Consider the following 21,420-nt stretch of genomic DNA (forward strand, 5'->3'; position numbering starts at 1 on the left):
TCCAGAGCGGCCATAGGATTCTGGGATACGAAGCGGAACGAGCGGCGAAGCGCCCTCTGACGATCCGCAGCGTGTCGCGGAAATTTCCAACGGACCGACGCACCACCGCAGCGGGCGCAATGGAAACGGAAGGGCGCGGTTTCACCAGCATTGAAAACTCGACCCCGTTGTCGAACTCATTGGGCGATACGGTAGAGGCCGAGCGACATTTTGTCTCCCGATGAAAAGTTGAGCCCGTCGATCGTCGTAAGACGGCTCGCCACCATGCCTTGCCCGGCCAGCAATCCATTGAGTTTCTGCTCATCCTGGACCGGCGCCAGTCCCAGCGCGCAGGCGGGGTCGGCAAGCAGATGCTTTGCCACGCCATCGATGTCGGTCAGCACCGTTTTCGTACCCACCAGGAACACAAGGCTCGGCTCGTGATACCGCGCCGATGCCAGCACCGAGGTGTCGCAAGGCTTGTTGGCGCGCACAGCCTCGTTGATCGCCGGGCTCAGCCATATCGGCTTCAAGGACGGGGCGATGACACCAAACAGCAACCCATAGGCGATGCCCGCGCAGGCCGCGACGGCGCCGATACGGGCAAGCGGCACTTGCAGCTGTCGCGAGAAGGCCAGGTAGCCGGCGCCGAGCGCTGATGCGGCCGCCGGAATGCTCCACCAGGAGAAAGTATGGGTGAGATAGATCGGGGCGCCCACGCAGACCGCGGCCAGGCCAAAGCTGACCACGACCAGGCCGAAGGCCGTCGACCACCACAACCATTGCTGCCAACGCCGGAGCGGCGCATTGGCTTCCTGCGGCTGCAATGTCAAAAGCCACCCGATCAGCAGCGCCATGCCGGGATAGGCCGGCAGCACGTAGTGCGGCAGCTTGGTCGGAATCAGTTCGAATACCAGCCAGAAGGGGATGTACCAGGCGAGGCAGAAGCGCAGCCTGACATCGTCGCGCAGCCGGTTGAGGGCTTGCAGGCCGGCGCCGACGGCGATCAGGCCGAACGGCCACATGAACAGCGAATAGGTCAACATGTAGAAGCCGGGCGGCAGGCCGTGCGATTCCTCGCCCTGGGCGACCTTGCCGAGCATATCCTTGCCGACGGCCTGCTGGAGGAAGGCGCCGTGGCTTTTCCAGGTGATCAGGGCGAGCCAGGGCAACACGATCAGCACGACGAGCAGCAGGCCGCGCCCCACCTTGAGCTTCGACAGCCAGCGCCCGTCGCGTTCGAATGCAAACAAGACAGCGATGGTGAGCGCCGACAGCAGTGGGGCGATCGGCCCCTTGATGAGGATCGCGGCCCCTTGCGCCAGCCAGAATATCCACCACAGATGGCCGGCGACGGGCTCGTTGCGGCGCGATGCCAGGTAAATCTGCGCCAGCGCGCCCTGCGCCGCCACGCAGCAGGCCAGCAGCATCGCATCGGTCTTGGCGTCGCGGCCCTCGAAGGCGGTGGCGAAGATCGCCGCCATCACCAGGCCGGCGGCGATGCCGGCACTGGCTCCGAAAAGCCTGGTGCCCGTCCAGGCGATGCCGAGAACGGCCAAGGCGATGCCCAGCGTCGACACCAGGCGGTAGACCCATATTGGTGCGGCGGCGCCCTTGCCGCTCAGAGCCACGGCCGCGGATTGCAGCCAATAGATGCCGATCGGCTTCTGGTAGCGCGAAGCGTCCTGAAAGCGGATGTCGACATAATCGCCGCTCTCGACCATCTGCTTGGTGGCCTGGACGAAGCGCGGCTCGTCACGGTCCAGCGGCGGCATGGACGCAAGTCCCGACACCGTCATCACCAGGCTGAACAGGAAAAGAAGGATGTAGTTCCTGTTCAGCGCCATATTCCAGCCTCTCCGACCATTCTTCCCTGATGCGCAAAGCCGCTCAATCGACCTTCGTCATCGCCGCCTTGCGTTCATTGGCGATCAGCCAGAGATTTCTGATGTAGATGAACAAGCCCATGCCCTGGCCGGCGATGAACACCGGGTCCTGCCGCTTGATCGCATAAATCAGCAACAGACCTCCGCCGAACAGCGAGAAGAACCAGAAGGCGATCGGCACGACGCTTCGCTTGGCCTTTTCCGATGCGAGCCACTGCACGACGAAGCGCATGGTGAAAAAGAACTGGGCGACGAAGCCGAGCAGGATCCACGCGTTGAACTGTTCGATGAAGACCCGGTGGATCCAGGTCACCAGTTCCTGAAGCACGTTAACCATGCGTGATTTCCTCTACTTTTGGCATCCGGCGACGCCTGCGGCGCAGCCACCAGACGCCGCAGAGATCGAGCACGCCCTGCAGGCCACGGTCGAAAATTCCGTAGTTCGACTTGCCGTGGCGGCGGGAGCGGTCGACGACGTCGCAATGCACGACATGGTATCCTTCCTGGATGACCAGCGCCGGAACGAAACGATGGGTGCCGTCGAAGAACGGCAGCTTGCGCAGGATCTCGGTGTGGACCGCCTTCAGGCCGCAGCCTGTGTCGCGCGTCTCGTCATGCAGGATGGCGTTTCTCAGCCAGTTGGCGAACCGCGATGCCAGTTGCTTGACCTTGCTGTCGCGGCGCTTCAGGCGCTGCCCTTGCGCGGCGCCGTAGCCGGGCCCGGCCCGCCGCAAGGCGTCGACCAGCATGGGAATGTACTGAGGATCGTTCTGGCCATCGCCGTCGATCGTGGCGACGATGCTTCCGCGCGCCGCCCAGGCGCCGGAGCGTACCGAGAGGCTCTGGCCGGCGGATTTCTCGTGCCGCAATTCCCTGACTGGAAACGGGCGAAGTGCTGCCTGCCTGGCGAGAACGGCTGCGGTTTCGTCGGTCGAGCCGTCGTTGACGATGATCAGTTCGAAGTCGCGCCCGGTCATCGCCGCCTCGATCTCATCGATCAGCAGCGGCAGGTTTGCCGCCTCGTTCCTGCAAGGAATGACGATGGATATCAATGCGTCCGGCATGTCGCGTGGGGCTCTGTCGTCGGATATGGCATTGGGTGGATGCCGTGCGGTGCCGCTTGAGGTCGTGGGCTGCAAGGACCTTTTGGCGCGCGCCTCATTACGCCAGCACAAACAATGAAGCAAGCATCCGCGCCGAGAGGCGGCTTGCGGCGTTTCAACAACAAGTGATTGCCAAGCCCCTGGTCGAAGTGCGATCGGGCGCAAAACCGGAATCCACTTTTGCTGATCGCGCTTGGGTGCTAAACGCGCGCTTTCACATACGCCCGCGCCGGACGGGCGGACGCTTCGGGAAAGAAAAAATGCCTGCCTTCAAATCCGATTTCCTGCGCACGATGAGCGAGCGCGGCTTCATCCACCAGACTTCGGATGATGCCGGGCTGGACGATCTCTTCGCCAAGGAGACGGTGACGGCCTATATCGGCTTCGACGCGACCGCCAAGAGCCTGCACGCCGGCTCGCTGATCCAGATCATGATGTTGCACTGGCTGCAGCAGACCGGCCATCGGCCGATCGCCTTGATGGGCGGCGGCACCTCGATGATCGGCGACCCTTCCTTCAAGGACGAGGCGCGCAAGCTTCTGACCCCGCGCGACATCGACGACAATCTCGCCGGCATCCGCCGCAATTTCATGCCGTATCTCAAATTCGGCAGCGGCCCGAATGACGCGATCATGGTCAACAACGCCGACTGGCTGATGGAGATCAACTACGTCAATTTCCTGCGCGACGTCGGCCGTCACTTTTCGGTCAACCGCATGCTGGCGTTCGATTCCGTCAAGCTGCGGCTCGACCGCGAGCAGTCGTTGTCCTTCCTCGAATTCAACTACATGATCCTGCAGGCCTACGACTTCGTCGAGCTCTACAAGCGCCTCGGCTGCCGTCTGCAGATGGGCGGCTCCGACCAGTGGGGCAACATCATCAACGGCATCGATCTCGGTCGCCGCATGGAGGACGCGCAGCTTTATGCGCTGACGACGCCGCTGCTCACCACCTCGTCGGGCGCCAAGATGGGCAAGTCCGCCACGGGCGCGGTCTGGCTCGATGCCGAGATGCTCTCGCCCTACGAATTCTGGCAGTATTGGCGCAACACCGAGGACGCCGATGTCGGCCGTTTCCTGAAGCTCTACACGACGCTGCCGTTGGACGAGGTGGCGCGCCTGGAGAAGCTCGGTGGGTCCGAGATCAACGAGGCGAAAAAGATCCTCGCCACGGAGATCACCGCGTTGCTCCATGGTCGCGGCGCCGCCGAACAGGCCAGCGAAACCGCACGCAAGACCTTCGAGGAAGGTGCCCTCGCCGAGACGCTGCCGAGCGTCGAGGTTGAAAACGCCAAGCTCGAAGCCGGCGTCGGCATCCTGGCGCTGCTGGTGACCGCCGGGCTGGCGGCGTCCAACGGCGAAGCGCGGCGGCATGTGCAAGGCGGTGCGGTGCGGCTCAACGACCAGCCGGTCAGCGATGACCGCCGCATGGTGACGCTTCAGGATTTGAGTCCGGAAAACGTAGTAAAGCTTTCACTCGGCAGGAAAAAACACATTCTGGTGCGGCCGGTTTGAGGCCCCTTCACCGGTACTCGAAGATCGACCTGAATATCCCCGGCGCGATCACCGAGAGCGGGTTGATGTCGAGCAGCGGCTTGTTGGCGTTGCCCTTGAGCCGGTAGGTCACGCCGATCAGGCCGCGGTCGCGGCCATTGCCCAAAAGCGCGCCGACGATGGGCAGTTCGCCGAAGATGCGGTTGAGGCCGTAGACCGGCATGAAGGTGCCGGTCATGTCCATGTTGTTGTTCTGGTCATAGAGCGTGCCCTGGAACGTCGTGCCGATGCGGGGACCGCGCAGCACGCCATTGGCCAGCCTGAGATAGCCGCTGCCCTTCTCTATCTCGGCGTAGCCGCGTTCGAACTGTACCCGCGAGGTGTCGAGCTTGCCCTTGACCGCCTGATTGAGGCTGCGGCTGTCGCCTGCCGGGGTGGTCGAGACGATGGACGCGAGCTTCGGTTCGTTGACGACGAAGAAGTTCGTCGTGTCCACCTTGCCCTTCATCGGCCCGTCGCCCGTTCCCGACAAGGCCAGGGCAATCGCCCCACCTTCCATGTGCTCGTAGATGTTGAGGAATCTCAGTATCGCACCGGCGTCCGCCGACTGTACGTTGAGCGAGCGTCGGCCGGCGCTGCTCGTGTTGCTGATGGCTATGGCGGCTCCCGAACTTGCAGTGGCGCTGACCTTCAGCCCGTTCACCTTCGAACCGGCCGCGCTGTAGTCGAGCTTGAGGTTGGACAGTTGCTCGTCGTGGAAACCGGTCAGCCGATCGACGTCGGCGCTGACGGAAATCGCGTCGGCGCCCGTCGTCTTGGTCGCGGTGTCGACGTCGGAGGTGAACTGCTTGATCAGCGAGCGGGCATCCAGGGCGTTGCCGCTGATGTTGACTGCATAGCCCCTGCCCGATCGCTTGACGGATACCGCCACGTCGTCGCCCCGGTTCAGCGCGACTTTGCTGAACTTTGCCGACGACAGGGCCCCGTTGACCAGCACGATGTTGCCGTCGACGGAAAATGTCTTGCCGCCGAGGTCGAAGTCGGACAGCGTCGTGGTATCGCCGGACGTGGTCATGACGAATGTAGCACTTGCGGGGACCCCTGCCCCCTTGCTCCATCCGGCCCAGGGGATGTCGAGCCTGGCATTGGTCAGGTCGGCCGAGACGTTCTGGTTGCCGTCGCCGCTTTTGTCGATCGCGACTTTCACGGTTCCGCCCAGCAACGGGGCCAGCCCCGGCATGGCGGCGGCGCGGATCTTGTCGTCGAGCACCAGGGCCACCTTGCGGCTGCGTGCCGGTCCGCCATTCTCCAGCGGCTCAATCAGGTCGAGTTCGGCCGGAATGCCGTTCAGGGATGCCTTGGCGGAAATCACAGCCTTTTCAGGGTCGACCGTGACGGAACCGTCGGCATCCGTGACGCTCTGGCCTTCGAACGGCTTGGCCAGTGAAAGCCCGCTGTAGTCGAGCGATACCAGCCAATCGAGCTTCGAGCTGTCGACGCCGGATTGCAGCGGAATATCGGCCCTGACATGGCCGGTGACGCTGCCGGACAGGTCTTCGGGCAGGAAGCCGACATGGCGCATGGCATTGATCGGCTCGTAGGAGGCAAGTTCAGCGACCGCGGACGCTTCGCCGGCAACGTCGATGTCGAGCGCGCCGACGACCGGCGGGCGGTTGGCCGCCTTGACCGTCAGCGTGCCGTTGCTGGCCGCCACCGTGCGGCCGCTGGGCATGAAGACAGTACCGGAAGACAGGGAGATATCGACGTCATTGCCGTGGAAGGCGACGACGCCGACGGCATCGCGTATCGGCGGGATGCGGCCAGCCGTGTCGAAACGCGATCCTTCGATCTGGAAGCGGCCGAACACCTCGTCGGCGGAAAGCGGCACGCCATTGCCGAGGCGATCAGGCACCACCTGGAATTGAAGATTGGCGTCGACGACGCGGCCGCCGAACAGATTGTCCAATACCCAGAGCCGCGCGTTGCGCGCCGAAAACCATGGCCAAAGCTGCTTGACGTGCGAGACCGGCATGTCGTGCACGTTGAGCGCCAGATTGATGCCGGGAGCCTTGCCGTCAACGAACTGCACGGCCGCAGTTCCAAGGACCTCGCTGGAAGCGGCCGACCGGACTGCGATCTGATCGGCTACCAATTTATGGCTTTTGGTCTGATAGACGCCGGCGATGCGGGCAAGGAAGGTGAGCGCAGGCTCCGGCGATTCCGAAGGCGCCAGCGTCGAGCCGTCACTGGTCAGATCGTATCGGTAGGCCGGCTCCTCTCCAGCGGCGCCGGTCGCGGGCCTGGGCCCGATCGAGCCGGCGAAATCGAAGGTCGAGCGGCCGGTCTTCAGCAACAGCCTGTCCACCTGGATCTTGTTGCTGCCGCGGACGAGCGTGGCGCCGAGATCGACATCGGCCGACAGCAGGCCACGCGTGCCGAGATCAAGCACCGATCCCCTGGACGACAGGGCAGCCGTCAGCCGCGACGCGGTGTCGCCGGCTCCTTGCGACCCTTTGAGCGTCACGCTGAGCGCCCCCAACTTGCCGCCGGACGCCGTGGCGCCGCTCTCGCCGCCGTCTTCGGCGATGCCGACGGTGGCATCCAGCGATATCACGCGCCGGGTCTCGGCATCGCGGCTGGCGGATGCGGCGACGGTCACCGCCTTGCCGTCGACATTTGCCTGCGAGGAGAACTCCATGCCGCCTGTCCCCGACTGCAGGACGACCGCGTCGGCGACTGTGATCAACCTGACCGCCTCGGTGTCGGGCAAAACGAATGCCACATTGTGAAGATCGATACGGTGCAGCGATTCCTCGCGCACCGCATCGAGAGCGTGATTGATGTTGGCAAAGAGCGCATCGGACAGTTTTTCGGGATCGATCAGCCCGTCCCGATTGCGCAGCTCGGCCGTCCAGTCGCCGCCCGACGGCATCGCCGCGGTAACGATGCGCGCATCGGAAATCCTGGCGCTGGTCAGCCGCACCTCGCCTCGAAGCAGCGGCAGCAGGCGGATGCCGAAACGCACCCTGCCCGCATCGGCCATGGGTTTACCGTCGCTGGCCTTCAGGCTGACGTCGCTCACCTGGAGCGCGACGAAGCTCGAACTGTCGAGGGTGATGCGGGCGGGCCCGACCGCAACATCGACATCGACGCCCGCAAGCTTCTCGATGGCGGCCTCCGCCTCGACGCGCAGCCGGTCGGCCCCTATTCCGGAGACACCGATGAGATAGACAGCCACCGCCGCCAGCAGCACCAGCGCAACGGCGCCGGCAAACAGCCGCGATAGGATACGAAAGCCGCGGCCGATCGCCGCCTGGCCGAGCGGCGGAACGCGGCAAGCCGATGGCAAGGCGCCCAGGTCGGTGATTTCATCCCGCCTGAACCTGATCTTCTCGTGCTGCGGTTGCTCCTGATCCACGCAATTTTCCGTTCTACGAACTCGCTCGTGGACGAATCCCCGCTCGACACTATATCGGTGTGGCTTCGCGCGTAACCTCAAACAAGGGCATGGATATGGCTGACCTCAATGTGGGCGATCCCGCGCCGCAATTCGAGTTGCCGCGGGACGGCGGTGGTTCGCTCAGCCTGGCCGGCTTTGCCGGCAGACCTGTCGTCCTCTACTTCTACCCACAGGACGACACCACCGGCTGCACCGCCGAAGCGATCAGCTTTTCGCAGCTGAAGCCGGAGTTCGAGAAGGCCGGCGCCGTCGTGATCGGCCTGTCGCCCGACAGCGCCAGGAAGCACGACAAGTTCAAGTCGAAATACGATCTTACCATCGACCTTGCCTCCGACGAGGAGCGCAAGGTGATCGAGGCCTACCACCTTTGGGTCGAAAAATCGATGTATGGCCGCAAATACATGGGTGTCGAGCGCGCGACGTTCCTGATCGGCCGCGACGGGCGCATCGCCAGGATCTGGCGCAAGGTGCGCGTCAAGGGCCATGCCGAGGAGGTGCTGGAAGCTGTGCGGGCGATTTGAGGGGGGCGCCTCCGCGCCCTTGTTTTCAGAAAGCGATGCGAAGCAACCCCATGCTCGCTTTGCGGGCAATTCTTGCCGGCGTCTTGCTTCGGCAAAGCTTTGTTAACCTTAATAATGTGTAGTCGGGCTGTCGTGGTGTCGTAAACGAAAGCTTGGTCCCGTGAACGCAACCGGTCAGTCCGCGATCTTTGGCAGGCGCAAGGAACCGCATACAGTCATCATCGCCCGCGGCAGCGAGATCAGGCACTTCACGATCCGGCCCTGGCTGGTTGTATTTCTCGGTTCGGCGCTGGCGGCGATCGCCATCGGTTACCTGCTGGCCACCTCCTATCTCGTGCTGCGCGACGACCTGATCGGCGCCACCACCGCGCGCCAGGCGCGCATGCAGCAGGCTTACGAAGACCGCATCTCGGCGCTTCGCGCCCAGGTCGACCGCATCACCAGCCGGCAGTTGCTTGACCAGCAATTGATGGAAACCAAGGTGAGCGAGCTTTTGGAGCGCCAGACGCAACTCAGCCAGCGCCACGGCCGCCTCGGCCCGCTGCTCGACCGCGCCGAAAATGAAGTCGGCGCAGCGACGGCCGAAGATCCGGCAGTGCCGGCAAAGCCTGACAAACACGCCGAAGTGACCGGCAGCATCGCCCAGCCTGCTCAAAGCTACGCGCTGGCCAGCCTCGGCGCCGCCCCTGGCGCCGCCGACACCAGGCCGTTCTCCCTGTGGGCGACCCGCTCCGATCCGCTGCCGAACGATTCAGCCGCCGATCGTGCCGACAAGCTGTTCATTTCGATCAACAAGTCGTTGAAATCCATCGAGAATGACCAGCTCACGCGCATCAGCATACTTGCTGACAACGCCTACAAGAATGCCGACGCCATAACCCAGGCGCTCGAGGCGGCCGGGCTGCCGGTCGACAGCGACTTCGGCAAGAACGAAAGCGATGTCGGCGGACCGCTGATCCCGCTTGACAGCTCGATGTTTTTCGACAGCAAGGTCAAGGAACTGGACGAGGCGCTGGACACGCTCGACCAGCTCAAGAAGGAAGCACGCCGGCTGCCGCTCGCGAATCCCGCACCCGGTCATTCCGTCACCAGCCCGTTCGGGATGCGCACCGACCCGATCCTCGGCACGGCCGCCCTGCATTCGGGAATGGACTTCAGGGCGCCGATCGGCATGGCGGCCAAGGTCACCGCGCCAGGCGTGGTCATCAAGGCGGGCTGGAATGGCGGCTATGGCCGCATGGTCGAAGTCGATCACGGCAATGGGTTTGCCACGCGCTATGGACATCTCAGCGAAATCGACGTGACCGTGGGCGAAAAAGTGGATGCCGGCGCTGTCATCGGCAAGACCGGCAGCAGCGGTCGCTCGACCGGCCCGCATCTGCATTACGAAGTCCGCCACAATGGCGAAGCGATCGATCCTTTGCGTTTCCTCACGGTCGGCAAGAAGGTCGCGCAGTATCTCTAACGCACGGGCCCAGGCCGCCGCCATCCCGCGCCGTCCTCATTGCTTTTTCGCATCCTTGTCGCCGTTCAGGGCTTTTCCCTTTCGAGGCGACCGCAAATTGTCGAAGCCCATATAGTGGTCGGTATCAGATGTGTTCCATCTGCCGCCCAGGCAGATGATGGCAATGGCCGCGGCGAAGATCAGCAAGACATAAATCTTATCCATGTACCGCCATCTAGGGCGCGGTGATCAGCCGGACACCGGCCGGCTTTTCCGCCGTAGCGGGCGCGTCGCTCAAATGCGGTGCATTTTTGAATTCCATTTGACTGAATAAATATTTGGTGCCAACCTTGCCTCAACCGGGGACGCAAGGCATGGCATTGCGAGGGACCAATCAGGAGTTCGGGCGGCCGTACAACCGACGCATCGTGCTCGAATCGATCCGCCGGTACGGTCCCATCGCCAGGGGCGATATCGCCAGGCATGTCGGCCTCACCGTTCAAACCGTATCGACCATCGTTCGCGAACTGGAGGAGCAGGGTTACGTCCTGTCCGTACGCGAGGAGCCGAAGGGCCGTGGCCTGCCACCGGCGACGCTGCGCATCAATCCCGAGGGCGGCTATGCCGTCGGCATCCACCTGACGCCGCTGGGGATCGACGCGGCGCTGATCAATCTCAGCGGTGACGTGATCGACAGCTTGCACCGCGGGGCCCCCAACGCGACGCCCGATCATGCGTTCGACCAGGTCCGCGCCATGGTCCGCGACCTGACCGGAACGCGCGCCGCGGGCCGCGTCATCGGCATCGGCATGGCGCTTCCCGGCCCGTTCGGCGTGGACACGATGAGCTTCATCGGGCCGACCACAATGGCCGGCTGGAAGGACGTGGCGCTGCGCGAGCGGCTGACGGCGGCGACAGGATTGCCGGCCTTTTTCGACGGCGACATGGCTGCGGCCGCCATGGGCGAGCGCCTCTACGGCATCGGCGCCCAGCATTCCGAATATTACTATCTCTATTTCGGCGTCGGACTTGGCAGCGCCATGATGCATGACGGCAGCGTGCTGCGCGGCGCCTGGGGCAATGCCGGCGAGATCGGCCATATTCCCGTCGTTCCCAATGGCGAGCTTTGCCCGTGCGGCAATCGCGGTTGCCTCGAACGTTATGTCTCGCTCGAAGCGCGAGGGCGCTGGAAGGGCAGCGATGCCGATTGGGTCGCCGAGGTCGGCCCGATCTTCCGCAACGCCATTGCCATCATCGAGAACCTTTTCGACCCCGAGACGGTCGTGCTCGGCGGGCTGGCGGCCCCGGACCTGCTCGAACGCCTGGCGAGATCGGCTGCGCCTCTGCACAATTCGGTTTCGGCCCGCAAGGACCGCAAGACGCCACGCATCGTCGTCGCCGGCGGCGGCCAGCAAGCCGTGCTGCGCGGCGCGGCCGCATTGGCCGTCTCTGGCGTGTTGTCGCCACGCTTCGGCCAGATGTTCACCGCCGAGCGCGAACGCGGCCGCGATATTCTGACAGCCAGGGAGGTTGCCTGATGAGCGAACCCTTGCTGGTGCTCGACAACGTCACCAAGAACTACGGCGCGATCCAGGCGCTGAAGGGTATCAGCTTCTCGATCGGCAAGGGCGAGGTGGTCGCGTTGCTGGGCGATAACGGCGCCGGGAAGTCGACGCTGGTCAAGATCATCGCCGGCGGCCTGGAGCCCACCTCCGGCCGCATGCTGTTCGAAGGTAAGGAGTTCCTTGCCAAATCCCCCGCCGAGGCCAAGGCGGCGGGCATCGAGACCGTCTATCAGGACCTGTCGCTGTGCACCAATGTCGACGTGGTGGCCAATTTCTTCATGGGCCGTGAGATCACGCGCAAGGTGCTCGGCATTCCAGTGCTCGACGAGCGGGCGATGGAGGCCGTGGTCGGCAAGGCGCTTGCCAGCGCCGGCACCCGTATTCCGTCATTGCGCACCAATGTCGAGCATCTCTCGGGCGGCCAGCGGCAAGCCATCGAGCTCAACCGCTTCGTGCACTGGGGCGGCAAGCTTGTGCTGCTCGACGAGCCGTTCGCAGCGCTTGGCGTCGAACAGACGCGGCGCGGCCTCGACATGATCCGCCAAGTGGCGAACCAGGGCATCGGCGTCGTCATCATCACCCACATCATGCAGCAGGCCTTCCAGGTCGCAGACCGGATCGTGGTGATCCGGCAAGGCGTCGTGGCCGGCGATGTCGCACGCAACAAAACAAGTCCCGATGCGGTGATCAACATGATCACCGGGGAGACGCTTGCCGGTGCCGGACCGGCGGGCTGAGGGACAAAAGAGGGGTCCGGCACTAGAGGAGCCAACGACATGAAACGAATACTTCTTTCTGTCCTAGGTATCCTGGCACTGGCAGTTGCCACGCTCACGCCGGCATTCGCCCAGTCCAAGGGTACCGTCTACTACATGGTGCCGACCTTGCTCGATGAGTTCCAGACCGGCTCGGTGAGCGCGCTGGAACTGTTCCTGAAACAGGTCGGCTACGAGATGAAGACGCTGAACGCCGACAACAAGACCGACGCCCAGCAATCGCAGATGAACGACGTCATCGCGCTGAAACCGAAGGCGATCATCCTGGCCGCCGTCGACTTCAACGCGCTGAAGCCGTCGATCGAGGCCGCGCGCGCGGCCGGCATACCTGTCGTGGAATTCGATCGCCAGATCACCTCCACTCCGTCCGACTTCACCTCGGTAGCCGGCACTGTCGAGATCGGCCACGTCGCCGCCGAACAGGCCGAAGCGCTGCTGAAGGCCAAGAACGGCGCTGTGAAGGGCAAGATCCTGCAGGTGCTCGGCGACCCCGGCGATCCCTACACGCTCGACATCCAAAAGGGCTTTGAAGAGAAGATGAAGGCGTTCCCGGACGTCAAGATCATCTCGCTGCCGGCCATGCAATGGGAGGCCAGCAACGCCGGCACCATCGTCGCCGACCAGATGCTTGCCAACCCCGACATCGACCTGATCTTCAGCCACGCCGCGCATCTTTCGGTCGCCGCCGTCGCCTCGCTCGAGGCCGCCGGCAAGAAGCCGGGCGACGTCATGCTGATGAGTTCGAACGGCGCGCCGGTCGGCCTCGACCTGATCCGCAAGGGCTGGCTCAACGTCGAAGTCGAACAGCCGCTCTACGCGCAGGCCGCGGCCGTCGCCATGTTCATGGACAAGGTCGTCAACAAGCAGGAAATCAAGCCCGGCGACTATGACGTGCTTGGGCTGAAATCAGTGGTGACCAAGGAGGCCTGGGGCCCGAACATCAAGATCCCGGGTGCCGCGATCACCAAGGAGAACGTCGACAATCCAGCCTTCTGGGGCAACCAGAAGCCGCCGACGGACACCGTTAAGCCCGTCGAATAAACCTTCCCCAGAACGGCTCCGGGCCACCCGCCCGGAGCCGCCCTGCCCGGCAGAATTGCCCGGCATAGAGCCGCCGCGGCATTCGAACCCAAACCGGATCAGCCCATGAGCCCCCGCACCCGTCAAATCCTCGAGTTCGTCCTCGATAATCTCGTCTGGTTCATGCTGGTCTTCGTGCTGGTGGTGTTCTCCCTTTTCATTCCCAACTATTTCCAGCTCGGTATTTTCGCCAACATCATCGAAGCCTCCAGCGTGCTGGGCGTGATGTCGATAGGCCTGGCGCTGGTCATCATCGCCGGGCACATGGACCTGTCGGTCGAATCGGTGGCCGCGCTCAGCGCCATGGTGGTCGGCATCCTGTTCTGCTCTTCGGGCATCGGCTTCGGCGTACAGTTGCATCCGGACTGGCTGATGGTGCCGGTCTCGCTGCTGCTGGCGCTTGCCGTCGGCGGCGTCATCGGCGCTTTCAACGGATTCCTGGTCGTCAAGGTCAAGATGAGCGCCTTCATCATCACTCTGGCCTCCTACATCTGGGTGCGCGGCCTGGTGCTGGTCATTTCCGGCGGCCGCTCGGCGCAGGATCTGGCGCCTGCCATCCGCTGGTTCGGCATCCAGCGGCTGATCGGTCTGCCGCTCACCGCCTGGATCGCGATTGCCTGCTTCGTCGTCTTCTCGCTGATCATGGCCAAGACGCCTTTCGGCAGGCATCTGGTGATGATCGGCGGCAACGAGACGGCGACCTTCCGCGCCGGCATCCGCGTCAACCGCAACCTGATCATCGCGTTCGTACTTGCCGGCGCCATAGCCGGCCTTGCCGGCTGGCTGCTCGCCATCCGCACATCGGGCGCCACCGCCAATCTCGGCGTCGGCCTGCTGTTCAACGCCTTTGCCGCCGTCGTCATCGGCGGCGTCAGCCTGAAAGGCGGCGTCGGCACCTTACCCGGCGTCTATGCCGGCGTGCTGCTTTTGTCGGCCATCAACACGGCGATCAATCTGATGGGCCTGCCCGCCAACTTCACCCAGGTCATTCACGGCCTGCTGGTGCTGGCGGCGGTCCTGCTCGACGCCTTCAAGCAAACCATTCGCCAGAGGCTCGCATGACCATACGGCCAGAGACCGGAAGACTGTCGGGCAAAGTGGCGCTGATCGTCGGCGCCGCGCGCGGCATCGGCAAGGGCATCGCCCAACGTTTCGCCGAAGAAGGCGCCAGGCTTGTGCTTGCCGACACCGAGATCGAGGTGGGGCGAGCGACCGCCAGTGAACTTGACGCCGCCTTCATCGGCACGGACATCTCGCTTTTGGCCGATGTCGAGGCCGCCGTCGCGCTGGCGCTCGCGCACCATGGCCGCCTCGACATCATCGTCCAGAACGCCGGCATTTATCCCTGGCAATTGCTGGAGAACACCAGCCCGGACGACTGGGATCGCGTCATGGCGGTCAATCTGCGCGGCAGTTTCAATGCCGCTCGCGCCGCACTGGTGCCGATGAAGGCGCAGCGCCGCGGGCGCATGCTGTTCACCTCCTCGATCACCGGACCGCACGTCACCAGTCCCGGCCACGGCCACTATTCCGCGACCAAGGCAGGCATAAACGGGCTGATCCGTTCGGCGGCGCTCGAATTCGCCGGCTACGGCATAACCGTCAACGGCGTCGAACCCGGCAACATTCTCACCGAGGGAATGGAGCTTCACCGGGGTGCTGCCTTCATCAAGAACATGGAAGACGCCATTCCGCTCGGCCGGCTGGGCAGCCCGCGCGACGTCGCCAATGCCTTCCTGTTCCTGGCCTCCGACGATGCCAGCTACATCACCGGCACCACGATTGTCGTCGATGGCGGGCAATTGCTGCCGGAGGGGAGCGACTTCAGGCTGGCGCCGCCGTGAACAACGCGTGAGGGGAACAAGAAAGCCAGCGCACATCATCACTGATGCCAAGCGCAACCGCAGCGTTCCCGCTGGCGGTGATCGACGGGGATTTGGCCCACCGGAACCTCATGGCGATACACCCGTTCTTCCATGTGTGATTCAGGAGATAGCCACAATGGATTGGAACCGCGTCGAAGGAAACTGGAAGCAGGTCAAGGGTAAAGTCAAGGAGCAGTGGGGGAAGCTCACTGATGATGATCTCGACCGCATCGCCGGCAAACGCGATCAGCTTGAGGGCATTATCCAGGAACGCTACGGCATCGAGAAGGATCGCGTACGCCGGGACGTCGACGACTGGTATAGTCGGCAGGGCTGGTAGATAGCAGAGCTGCCAGGGGAGGCGTCTTTGCCGAGAGCCGTTATGCCAGCGGTCGGCGGGCTCTCTCCGCCCTTCCCGGTCATCGGCATAATGGCGCTCCGGCGCGCAAAAAGGCACAACGTCTACACCTGCAAGATCTGCGGCCAGCAAGCCGATATGCGCCACCAACGCCGGTGGATGAACAGCCGGATCATAGGCCCTTGAGATCGGCTGGAACTCGCCCATGTGGCGCAGATGTTCCGTTATCGCGGAATATCGAACCATAAGGTTTTCTGGCATTATAGTTCCTGGCGGACCCCAACCCGCCTGGCCGGCGTCCTGCAAGTCGGGTTTACCCCACCCGCCCCCAAAAAAGGGCGCCGGCCACTTTGGTCCGGCCCGGCGTCAAGTACGTCGTTATTCAAGCAGCCCCACGCCATGATGTTGCAGGTCAAGGAGCGACGCAATCGACGCCCAAGCGGCAGCAACCGAGAAGCCGACCTCCCACTGATGCCAAACGTAATCGTGTTAACCCCCGGCGCCATCACTCATCGAACGGGCACGTGCCGTCGATATGGTAGAGCGGCAAATATGAGGACTATCGCCTTCACTTCGCCGACCCGCCGCGACGAAGGCGTTCGTTGACCATTTTGGCGGAGACATGTTCGATCGCAAAAATCCGAAATGTTTGGCGCCGCACAGCGACAGAGTGGCTCACTAGCGACACGCTGTCGCGGCCATTTCCGTCACCACAAGTTTCTCGAAGTGTGAAAGATTTGTGACAAATGTCTGGTCAAACGCGTTGGATCGCATTAAAGGCGCATTAAACAGCAACCGCGCGCAGAGCCGATGGGGAGTATGGGCCTTTGTACAAGATGAGACTGACAGCTTCACTTGGGATGCTATATTTATTGAGTCTGACGGTGTCGGCTCACGCATATCTCGACCCGGGCACCGGGAGCATGCTGCTGCAGGGCTTGATTGCAGGTGTCGCGGCGGGCACCACCGTGTTAACCATCTATTACAATCGCCTCAAACTGCTGTTGGCGCGCATTTTCGGTAAGAATCGTACAGACCGGAAATGAAAGGTTCAGGACTAGTTTTTGAGGACGGATCGTTCCGAGATCCTTCCGGGTCGGTCTTTGTTTCCGATGGCCGGGTTTTCCGCACAGTGACCGACCAGGGCAAAGCGAGCTATGAGGCCGCCCGGGATGCGGGCATCCTGCTACGTTACGCCGAGCTGGATAAAATAGTCCGGACCAGTGAGGTTGCCCCCGCAGATTGGCCCGAGGTCGTAGGAAAACCAGCTTACGTGTTGGAACACGGAGCGATACCATTCTTGAGCTATCCCTACGAATGGTCTTTCGGTGCGTTGAAGGCAGCAGCACTGCATCATCTTGACCTGCAAATACAACTATTGGCCGAGAATTTTGTCCTTTCTGACGCAAGCGCCTACAATGTGCAGTTCGTTGGCTCCAAGCCCATCTTCATCGATATCCTCTCTGTTAGGCCATATCGGGACGGGGAGTATTGGACGGGTCACAGACAATTCTGCGAGCAGTTTCTTAATCCGCTGCTTCTCCGAGCTGTGAAGGGAATCGCCCACAATTCATGGTTCAGGGGTGCGCTGGAGGGCATTTCCACCCGCGATTTTGCTCGCTTGCTCACATTTTCTGAGCGATTTTCGTGGAACATGTTGACCCACGTCACGCTGCAAAGTCGCCTTGAACAGAGCTCCGTGAATGATCCCAGCAACGCTGTCAAAAGGGTTAGCCGAAGCAGAAAGCTACCGCGGGCGGGGTATCACGGCATTTTATCCCAATTGCGCCGGTGGATCGCACGCCTAGAGCCGGCCGACACCGGCAAGACTGTGTGGGGCGCATACGCGAGTATGAACACCTACTCCAGTCAAGAGGCCTCGACAAAGCGGCAAATGATCCACGATTTCGCGGCATCCGGCCAAGTCGCCACCGCAATCGATCTGGGCTGCAATACTGGCGACTTTTCGGTCGCCGCCTTGGAGGGTGGCGCGAAAGCGGTAGTTGGCTTCGATTTCGATCAGACCGCAGTCGACATCGGATTTTCGCGGGCCGCGTCAGCTAAAATGAACTTTCTTCCGTTGTGGCTGGATGCTGCGAACCCCAGCCCTGATCAAGGATGGGCTCAGAAGGAACGAAAGGGTTTCTCGTCCAGATTCAGAGCTGATGCGGTTCTTGCTCTCGCTTTTGAGCACCATCTTGCCATTGGCAGAAACGTGCCTTTGCACCAGGCCGTCAAATGGATTGTTGACGTTGCTCCCACCGGCATAATCGAGTTCGTCCCTAAGGATGATCCAACAATTCGACACATGCTTGCTCTTCGAGAGGATATCTTCCCCGATTATAACCCTTCTTCGTTCGAATGCGCACTCACGTCCGTTTCCCGCATTGCGAAGAAACAAACAGTGTCGGCCACCGGCCGTACACTTTATCAATTCGATAGGCGATGAAATAAAAAGAGATGGTACTTTATCGGGTATTTTCGAATGAGTATTAACGCCAATCGCATTGTTAGAATTTCGACGGCATTTCTCGCCTTACTGTTTCCAATATTAGTTCTTTTCGTATTTTTTCCATTGGAACTTTATGCGAAAAACGCCAAGGAATTGGGGTATGATATTTGGCTCCCCACTATTTTCATTTATGGTGGCGCATTTATTTTGATATTTGTATCCACTCTAACCTTGTTCGGAATTCGGGATTTCGTAAAAAAGGCGTATTTGCTTCTAGGGGCCTTCGTATTACTCGCCGACGTTTTTGCCCCCGTTCAGCTGAGTCGCTTAGATGGCGCATCATTCGCAAGCCCGGAGCCCATCTCCATCACTGCGGTAGAAGTTGCCATCTTGGTCGCGCTGTTGGCGGTGGGTGCAGTTACGACTCTAGGCACGCTGGTTCGGGTTTTTGCCATCCTATCGATCGCGTTAATTGCCGGATTGGCCACTGTTGCTGCGGGCCTGCCAGTGCCACCGGCTGAAACCGAAAACTCTCCTAAATCCGGCTTGTCTATAAATGGCCGCTCGGACCTTCCAAATATATATCACTTTCATCTCGATGAGATGCAGTCAGATTTTGCACTTGCCGCCATCGAAGAGATGAATGACCGGAGCATTTTTCGCGGGTTTACGTTTATGCGTCGGAATATTTCAAACTATCCGTATACGTTATCGTCGGTTGCGAGCTATCTGACCGGTACCATATTTCGGAGCGGAAGCTTTCCCGCCTGGAGAGCAGCCTTCGATCAAGGATTGCTGAAAGATCTTCGGACGGATGGTTACGCAGTTGATGTTGTGGGGCTTCCGGAGATATTGCAGACAAATGTTGCAGATGTATTCTTCACGCCAGAGCAGATCACCAAGTACCAGTACTCAATAAAGCATCCGCAAATTGTCGAATTTTCTGGACTATTGTTTGCAAAATTGTTTCCAAATTTCTTGACAAATGAGGCCCTGGGGTGGGGACACTCGGCCGGCGAACGGATTAGCGCGGTATTTGAGCGCAAAGCGGAAAGCTACATCCCGAAGACCGTAGAACAAGGCGTCCATCCATTTCAGGCTGTTGTGGGGATGAAATATCTGATCGCGAATGAACAGCGGTTTGCCGCGCGCGGCAGATACACATTGTTCCAAGCGATCCTTCCTCATGGCCCCTACGTGCTCGATGCAAATTGCATGGTCGATCCCGAACGTGCGGCGGTCGGGATCCAGGCTGCCTATAGGTCTCAGGCCAGTTGCGCCATGAAGCTTGTTGTGGAGTTCTTGCAAGAGCTCAAGCGACTGGACCGCTATGACGACGCCATTATCGTCATACAATCTGACCACGGGTCCGGGTGGGCAGGCTTTTTGAATGGACTCGTTGGCTCAGAGATGAGTCCGCCGTATCACTCCGGCATCACCGCATTTGGAGGCACCACCGCAGCATTTGAAAGCAGGTCGATGGCAACCCTCATGATTAAGCCATCTCAATCGGACTCTGATTTTGCGGTATCTGACGGAGAATCGCAGTTGATCGACGTCTATCCCACAATAATGGACGCGATCGGGCACCAGCCTAACCGACCTCACGATGGTCTGAGTTTGTTGCCCTGCCTAACAGGATCCTGTGAAAGCATCCGCGTGCGCCCGCAAAAATTCTTTGTCTATCCGCACGATGGGGGCATTTCTCCGCTGCTAGCCAATACCGTAGTGTTCACGGCCGGACATGCAGTCTTCACACAAACCGAGACTATACCGGTGCCGTAGCGGTTGAACCGCTTGAATATCGCGATGCGTCCCCCCTCGGCCCGCCCGGTTCATGGACGTTGGGCGTTCCGGTGCGGTCGAGGCCAACGCCGCGCCAGCGGCGCTTCGATCGAGGCGATCTCGGCCAAGATGGCCAATTCAATCGACCAGAACAAGGCGCTCCAGAAGACGTACATGCCGGTCAATCTGGTAGCCGTCTGCGCAGCCCGACGTAGGGGCAGGAAACTGCTCGGCCAGGAACGGAATGAATACGAAAACTTGAAACTCTCCGGAAAATGAGAGTTGAAACTTTTTCAAGGGGCGGTAGCTAACCCCTTGAAACTAATGGCGCGAGTGACGGGGCTCGAACCCGCGACCTCCGGCGTGACAGGCCGGCACTCTAACCAACTGAGCTACACCCGCGCATTGACGAGCACGTGTCAGCCGTGTTCGTCGTTGGGCGCTGGATAAGGGGTTCGCCACCGGGTGTCAAGCGCAGGAAACCATCATAACATCAAACTGGAGAAGGTTTTTTGACAGCCGGCGTTTTGTTCGCAAATACGGCCCGCAACGACGGCGTCCCACGCTCATTTAGCCTTGCGAAGCTGGCCCCGACCGCTTAAAGGTCCGGCCCGGAGCGGGCGATTAGCTCAGTTGGTAGAGCGCTTCGTTTACACCGAAGATGTCGGCGGTTCGAGCCCGTCATCGCCCACCATTCAGGCGCCTTTCATTCAAACGCCTCAGCCCCTCGCCAGCAGCGCCTCGACCTCGTGCAAGTCCGGCATGGACGGCGCGGTGCCTGGCCTCGTCACCGAAATGCCCGCAACGGCGCAAGCAAAGCGCACGGCTTGCAGGGGCTCCACCCCACGCGACAGCGCGGCGGCCAGGCCGCCATTGAAGGCATCGCCGGCTCCCGTGGTCTCGACCACCGGGCCGGCGCTGACGGCGGCGACATGTTCGGAACGATCCCTCGTGTGCAGCAATGCGCCTTTCTCTCCCAACGTGACGATGACGGCGCCGGCGCCCTTTTCGAGCAGCTTGCCGGCGGCTGCGCGGGCGTCATCGACCGAGGCGACCTTCATGCCGGTCAACTCCTCCGTCTCGGTCTCGTTGGGCGTGAGGTAGTCGCAGAGCGAATAGATGCGGTCGGGGAGCCTGGCCGCCGGAGCCGGGTTGAGGATGGTCGTCACCCCTGCCCCGCGCGCGATCTCCAACGCCCGCAGCGCCGCCTCGATGGGCTGTTCGAGTTGCGTCACGAAGACGCCGGCACCACGAATCAGGGCGGCATTGGCCTCGATGTCGTCGGGCGAGATCAGCATCGCCGCGCCGGGGCTGACGATGATGGCGTTGTTGCCGGTGCCCTCCTCGACGAAAATATAGGCAGCGCCCGTATAGCTGTCGGGCGTGTCGATCACGGCATTCTTCACGCCGGCGTCCTTCCAGGTGCGCTTGGCCATGTCGGCGAAGGCATCGACGCCGAGGCGCGTGAGGAAGGTTGCATCGGCGCCGAGCTTACCGGCCGCAACCGCCTGGTTCGAACCCTTGCCGCCGGGACCGAGGGTGAAGGACGTTCCAAGGATCGTCTCGCCCATGCGCGGCTGCCGCGCGGCGCGATAGGCCGTGTCGGCGACAAAGACTCCGAGGATGACGATCGGCTTGCCGGCCAGCATGCCG

18 protein-coding genes and 2 tRNA genes are annotated in these 21,420 nt (G+C 61.7%); 13 read left to right on the forward strand and 7 right to left on the reverse strand.

The annotated features are described in order from the left end of the window. Positions 1-176: 176 nt before the first annotated feature. Genes FJ942_RS13815 through FJ942_RS13825 form a run of 3 tightly spaced genes read right to left on the reverse strand, consistent with a single transcriptional unit; the run spans position 177 to position 2,929 of the window. Positions 177-1,826 carry a glycosyltransferase family 39 protein gene (locus FJ942_RS13815; RefSeq protein WP_181169903.1) on the reverse strand — a complete coding sequence of 550 codons (1,650 nt, stop codon included), beginning with the start codon at positions 1,824-1,826 and terminating at the stop codon, positions 177-179. Positions 1,827-1,869: 43 nt separating this feature from the next. Beyond that, positions 1,870-2,202: a lipid-A-disaccharide synthase N-terminal domain-containing protein gene (locus tag FJ942_RS13820; protein WP_140493889.1), complete on the reverse strand. Its 333-nt coding sequence runs from the start codon at positions 2,200-2,202 to the stop codon at positions 1,870-1,872. Next, a complete protein-coding gene (locus tag FJ942_RS13825; protein ID WP_140515786.1) occupies positions 2,195-2,929 on the reverse strand; it encodes a glycosyltransferase family 2 protein in 735 nt (244 codons plus the stop codon). The genes FJ942_RS13820 and FJ942_RS13825 overlap by 8 nt, the downstream gene beginning before the upstream one ends. Before the next feature lie 299 nt (positions 2,930-3,228). On the opposite strand from FJ942_RS13825, the gene tyrS reads away from it, so the two are divergent. Further along, a complete protein-coding gene (tyrS, locus tag FJ942_RS13830) occupies positions 3,229-4,482 on the forward strand; it encodes a tyrosine--tRNA ligase (protein WP_140897961.1) in 1,254 nt (417 codons plus the stop codon). 7 nt (positions 4,483-4,489) lie between these two features. On the opposite strand, the gene FJ942_RS13835 is transcribed toward tyrS, so the two are convergent. Further along, positions 4,490-7,879 (reverse strand): DUF3971 domain-containing protein, encoded by a 3,390-nt coding sequence (locus tag FJ942_RS13835; RefSeq protein WP_140624749.1) that lies wholly within the window; start codon positions 7,877-7,879, stop codon positions 4,490-4,492. A 95-nt stretch (positions 7,880-7,974) separates the two neighbouring features. On the opposite strand from FJ942_RS13835, the gene FJ942_RS13840 reads away from it, so the two are divergent. After that, positions 7,975-8,442: a peroxiredoxin gene (locus FJ942_RS13840; RefSeq protein ID WP_140493897.1), complete on the forward strand. Its 468-nt coding sequence runs from the start codon at positions 7,975-7,977 to the stop codon at positions 8,440-8,442. 160 nt (positions 8,443-8,602) lie between these two features. Beyond that, the gene (locus FJ942_RS13845; RefSeq protein WP_140897963.1) at positions 8,603-9,907 is read left to right on the forward strand and encodes a M23 family metallopeptidase; all 1,305 of its coding nucleotides are present in this window, start codon (positions 8,603-8,605) and stop codon (positions 9,905-9,907) included. A gap of 36 nt (positions 9,908-9,943) precedes the next feature. On the opposite strand, the gene FJ942_RS28515 is transcribed toward FJ942_RS13845, so the two are convergent. Continuing rightward, complete coding sequence (locus FJ942_RS28515) at positions 9,944-10,093, reverse strand: hypothetical protein (protein ID WP_181165117.1); 150 nt, start codon at positions 10,091-10,093, stop codon at positions 9,944-9,946. A gap of 167 nt (positions 10,094-10,260) precedes the next feature. Between FJ942_RS28515 and FJ942_RS13850 the strand changes: the two genes are divergently transcribed. The 9 genes from FJ942_RS13850 to FJ942_RS13890 all read left to right on the forward strand — a co-directional run bounded on the left by FJ942_RS13850 (position 10,261) and on the right by FJ942_RS13890 (position 19,767). Further along, a complete protein-coding gene (locus FJ942_RS13850) occupies positions 10,261-11,424 on the forward strand; it encodes an ROK family transcriptional regulator (RefSeq protein ID WP_140897965.1) in 1,164 nt (387 codons plus the stop codon). After that, complete coding sequence (locus FJ942_RS13855; protein WP_140493903.1) at positions 11,424-12,188, forward strand: ATP-binding cassette domain-containing protein; 765 nt, start codon at positions 11,424-11,426, stop codon at positions 12,186-12,188. The genes FJ942_RS13850 and FJ942_RS13855 overlap by 1 nt, the downstream gene beginning before the upstream one ends. Before the next feature lie 39 nt (positions 12,189-12,227). Beyond that, positions 12,228-13,268: a sugar ABC transporter substrate-binding protein gene (locus FJ942_RS13860; RefSeq protein WP_140515774.1), complete on the forward strand. Its 1,041-nt coding sequence runs from the start codon at positions 12,228-12,230 to the stop codon at positions 13,266-13,268. A 105-nt stretch (positions 13,269-13,373) separates the two neighbouring features. Continuing rightward, entirely contained in the window at positions 13,374-14,369 is a 996-nt protein-coding gene (locus FJ942_RS13865) for an ABC transporter permease (RefSeq protein WP_140556947.1), read from the forward strand. Continuing rightward, positions 14,366-15,151 carry an SDR family oxidoreductase gene (locus tag FJ942_RS13870; RefSeq protein WP_140817213.1) on the forward strand — a complete coding sequence of 262 codons (786 nt, stop codon included), beginning with the start codon at positions 14,366-14,368 and terminating at the stop codon, positions 15,149-15,151. The genes FJ942_RS13865 and FJ942_RS13870 overlap by 4 nt, the downstream gene beginning before the upstream one ends. A 157-nt stretch (positions 15,152-15,308) precedes the next feature. Next, the gene (locus tag FJ942_RS13875) at positions 15,309-15,512 is read left to right on the forward strand and encodes a CsbD family protein (protein ID WP_140493912.1); all 204 of its coding nucleotides are present in this window, start codon (positions 15,309-15,311) and stop codon (positions 15,510-15,512) included. Between the two features lie 854 nt (positions 15,513-16,366). Further along, positions 16,367-16,576, forward strand: coding sequence for a hypothetical protein (locus FJ942_RS13880; protein ID WP_140495002.1), 210 nt, complete (start codon positions 16,367-16,369; stop codon positions 16,574-16,576). Continuing rightward, complete coding sequence (locus FJ942_RS13885; protein ID WP_140631590.1) at positions 16,573-17,979, forward strand: 50S ribosomal protein L11 methyltransferase; 1,407 nt, start codon at positions 16,573-16,575, stop codon at positions 17,977-17,979. Before FJ942_RS13880 ends, FJ942_RS13885 begins: the two co-directional genes overlap by 4 nt. Positions 17,980-18,015: 36 nt before the next feature. Then, positions 18,016-19,767: a sulfatase-like hydrolase/transferase gene (locus FJ942_RS13890; RefSeq protein WP_140897967.1), complete on the forward strand. Its 1,752-nt coding sequence runs from the start codon at positions 18,016-18,018 to the stop codon at positions 19,765-19,767. A 325-nt stretch (positions 19,768-20,092) separates the two neighbouring features. Here the strand turns inward: FJ942_RS13890 and FJ942_RS13895 are convergent. Then, positions 20,093-20,169, reverse strand: a tRNA-Asp gene (locus FJ942_RS13895). A 216-nt stretch (positions 20,170-20,385) separates the two neighbouring features. Between FJ942_RS13895 and FJ942_RS13900 the strand changes: the two genes are divergently transcribed. Next, positions 20,386-20,461 (forward strand) — tRNA-Val (locus FJ942_RS13900). Positions 20,462-20,486: 25 nt separating this feature from the next. Here the strand turns inward: FJ942_RS13900 and rbsK are convergent. Next, positions 20,487-21,416 (reverse strand): ribokinase, encoded by a 930-nt coding sequence (gene rbsK, locus FJ942_RS13905; RefSeq protein ID WP_140817098.1) that lies wholly within the window; start codon positions 21,414-21,416, stop codon positions 20,487-20,489. Positions 21,417-21,420 lie beyond the last annotated feature (4 nt).

Source organism: Mesorhizobium sp. B2-4-2 (assembly GCF_006442845.1).
Classification (GTDB): Bacteria; Pseudomonadota; Alphaproteobacteria; order Rhizobiales; family Rhizobiaceae; genus Mesorhizobium.